Below are 3038 nucleotides of genomic sequence, written 5' to 3' on the forward strand. Positions count from 1 at the left end.
ACCTCGACCGCGTCGTCATCGCGCTCGATCGCGCGCCTGGTGGGCTGCTGCCAGCTCCAGCCGTGGCGCTTCAGCAGCCGCCAGGTGCCCTCGACCGTGCCGTTGCGTTAGTGGTCGTGCCATCGGTAGTGCAGTGTGACCACGGCGGGGGACCGTCGGCTGCTGGCTGGCTCACCAGGCACCTTGCTGGCGAAGTGCGTGATGCGCGACTTTATCCTTCGCGGACAGTCGCGTGATCGTCGTGGCGGCAGCAGATCTGCTGCGATCTCGGCGGGGCCGAGCCAGCGGTCACGTCGTCGGGCCGAGGGGGAAAGCCGCACGGTGTGATCACCGAGCGGCGGACGCCGTGCAATGCCCGGACGAATGACGTCCGCTCGGCAGGGCTCTGGGTGAGGCGGGCCGCCTCGTCCAGGAGCTCGCGGGTCGCCTGGCGGACGATCAAATGGGCGAAGATCTCCTGCCTCACCCCGTCCGGTGTCTGGGACCTGAGGACCGGCCTGTCCCGCTGATGGGTTTTGATCTCGTCGAAGACCAACTCGATCTTCCACCACCGTGCATAGAGGGCCGCGAGTTCCTCAGCCGGGTATTTCTCGTGGTCCAGCAGGCTTGTAATGAGCCGGACCACTTCGGGCCGGCCGTCGAGCCGGTACTCGATCACCCGGACCAGCGCGGGTGGGGCCTTCGCCGTCCCGGACGCCTTGCTGTGCTGACTCGGCTCCATGCGTGCCAGGTAGCTTCCGTCGGCAAGGACATCCTGAACCCGGCGGGCTTTGCGCTGCTCGATCCGCCAAAAGCAACGGCATTGGAATTGATGACCTGGGGGGTGTTGCCGCCGGGTCTTGGGGCACCGCTTGGCCGCTGATGAGGGGCCTGACGACTGCCCGTGCCCGGCGCAACGCCGGACCGCTTCAGGGACGGGATGTCTGCGTAACGTGGTTGCCGGTGTGTGGTGCCGCAGGGACGGCCAGGATCGGGCACAAGTGCCCGTCGAGGGGCATGCGAGCATGGCCGACACCGTCGACATAGATCTGTTCCTCGGCCTTGGCCCGGGCAAGGAGTTCCACCACGCCCATGGTCTGACCGGGCAGGGCAAGACCGTCCACGATAGGTGGCTGCCCAACACCGAGCCGAAGCTGCGGGAGCTGTTCGAGAAGCTGGTCGCGAAGTTCGGTGCTGTCCTGGTCGTCGTCGACCAGGTCGCCAACATCGGCGCTCTGCCGATCGCCGCCGCCCGCGCGTCGGGCTGCCGGGTCGAGCCTACCTGCCCGGCCTGTCGATGCGCCGAGCCGCCGACCTCTACCCCGGCGAGGCCAAGACAGGCGCCCGCGACCCGTTCGTCATCGCGGACACCGCCCGCACCATGCCGCACACCTTGCGCGCGGTCGACCGTGACGACGAGAAACTGGCCGAGCTGACCATGCTCACCGGCTACGACAACGACCTGGCCGGTGAGGCCGACCGCACTACCAACCGGCTGCGCGGCCTGCTCTCGCAGATCCACCCCTCCCTGGAACGAGTGGTCGGTCCGCGCCTGGCCTACCCCTACATCCAGGCCCTCCTTCAGCGGCACGGTTCCCCGGCCAAGTGGAAGAAGCTCTGCCGTGCCCGCTGCGAGGCCCTGCTCAAGGCCCACGGCTCACGCAAGGCCCAGCACCTCACCGCCGAGATCTTCGACGCCCTCGCCGAACAGACCCTTGTCGTTCCGGCACCGAGGCCAGCGCGCTGATCGTGCCCGGGCTCGCCGCCCAGCTCACCGCCGCCCACACCCAGCGGCGTCAGGCCCAGCAGGAGATCGCCGCCCTGCTGGAGGCCCTCCCTAATGGGCAGTGATGCGGGGCACCGCCAGGCCCACCCCGGCCCACGAGGCCCTGAAAGAGACTGCGGGCCCCGCATCACTCGTGGTGCTGGTCGGTTCCGGAGAAGCCGCAAACACCCCCTGGGGCCGGATCCCCTGGTCAAGAGCCGGCCTCCGGGACCGTCCAGCACCACGATCGGATGCAGGGCCATCGAGCCCTTCCATCAGGGAGACGCGTGCCCCCGCACGGCTGCGACCAGCAGCACGCCCCCCGATGTCTCTTTTCCACCTCCTGACGTCCCTGCCCGACACGGGCGTCAGGACCACAGCCGCCGTGATCGTCGCGATCGGTGACGGCGCCACCTTCCCCACCCGCCGGACACCTCGCCTCCTACGCCGGACTCGCCCCCGCCACCAAGTCCTCGGGCACCTCCATCCGCGGCGAGCACGCGCCCCACCGCGGCAACCGACTCCTCAAACGCGCCCTGTTACAGGCCGCGTTCGCCGCGATCGGCTGCAAGTCCGACCCATCTCCCAGACCTACTACGACCGTCAGCGCGCACGCGGCAAGACCCACACCCAGGCCATCCTCCGCCTGGCCCGCCAGCGAGTGAACGTCATCCACGCAATGATCCGCACCGGCGCCCTCTACGAACCACGCAACCCCGACGACGTCGCCCTCGCCGCCTGACAACCCCACCGCCGCTACCCTTCAGGCCTCATCACGCCCGCACACCGGCACCGCCACCCCCACCCCGCCGACCACCGGACTGCCCACCCAAACCACCCAGAACGCCCCGCTTCGCGAGACGTTCCCGAAAACCGGGGCCAACCCCTACAAGCCCGCCCCACGGGTTGACGAAACAGATAGGGGCCAGGCTTCCCCCGGTCAGCGCGCCCTTCCAGTTTCGCGAAGTCCTCGCCGGGCTCTCGAACCTGTGGCTCTTCAAGCCCTGTACCGCCATGGACCCGCATGTCGGCGCGGTGCACCAGGCGCTGGAGCTGCCGGTCAGCCGCATCACGCACCTGTCCGCAGAGGCCACTGCTCTCACCCGTCGGATCGCGGCGATCATTGAGCTTGTTCAGGTTGGCCACTGGTCGGGTGACGGCAAGGCGGGCGTAACAGGCGAGGCCCTCGGGCTGTTGAGCGGGATGTCTGACGTCCACAGCTCTTCAACTCGGGGGCCTCGTCGGTTCCTTATCCTGCCGTACTCGATGTCCCGCACGCCCTCGTGGAGTGGGT

Annotated in this window: 2 protein-coding genes and 4 pseudogenes; 3 read left to right on the plus strand and 3 right to left on the minus strand. The window is 68.8% G+C overall.

The window, feature by feature from the left end:
• From IF89_RS43685 to IF89_RS48620, 3 genes and pseudogenes are all read right to left on the minus strand, one after another.
• A pseudogene (locus IF89_RS43685) lies at positions 1 to 98 on the minus strand (winged helix-turn-helix domain-containing protein); the annotation flags it as partial.
• Positions 99 to 211: 113 nt separating this feature from the next.
• A complete protein-coding gene (locus IF89_RS48615; RefSeq protein ID WP_267882127.1) occupies positions 212 to 958 on the minus strand; it encodes a transposase in 747 nt (248 codons plus the stop codon).
• Complete coding sequence (locus tag IF89_RS48620) at positions 909 to 1103, minus strand: hypothetical protein (RefSeq protein WP_234328017.1); 195 nt, start codon at positions 1101 to 1103, stop codon at positions 909 to 911. The genes IF89_RS48615 and IF89_RS48620 overlap by 50 nt, the downstream gene beginning before the upstream one ends.
• Here IF89_RS48620 and IF89_RS49945 point away from each other — a divergent pair.
• The 3 pseudogenes from IF89_RS49945 to IF89_RS48625 form a co-directional block, all read left to right on the plus strand.
• Positions 1029 to 1586: pseudogene (locus tag IF89_RS49945) on the plus strand (IS110 family transposase); the annotation flags it as partial. The gene IF89_RS48620 and the pseudogene IF89_RS49945 overlap by 75 nt on opposite strands.
• A 498-nt stretch (positions 1587 to 2084) precedes the next feature.
• Positions 2085 to 2486, plus strand: a pseudogene (locus tag IF89_RS45400) (transposase); the annotation flags it as partial.
• A gap of 164 nt (positions 2487 to 2650) precedes the next feature.
• Positions 2651 to 3038 (plus strand): annotated as a pseudogene (locus tag IF89_RS48625) (hypothetical protein); the annotation flags it as partial.

The organism is Streptomyces sp. NRRL F-2664, from assembly GCF_000719345.1.
Taxonomy (GTDB): Bacteria; Actinomycetota; Actinomycetes; order Streptomycetales; family Streptomycetaceae; genus Streptomyces.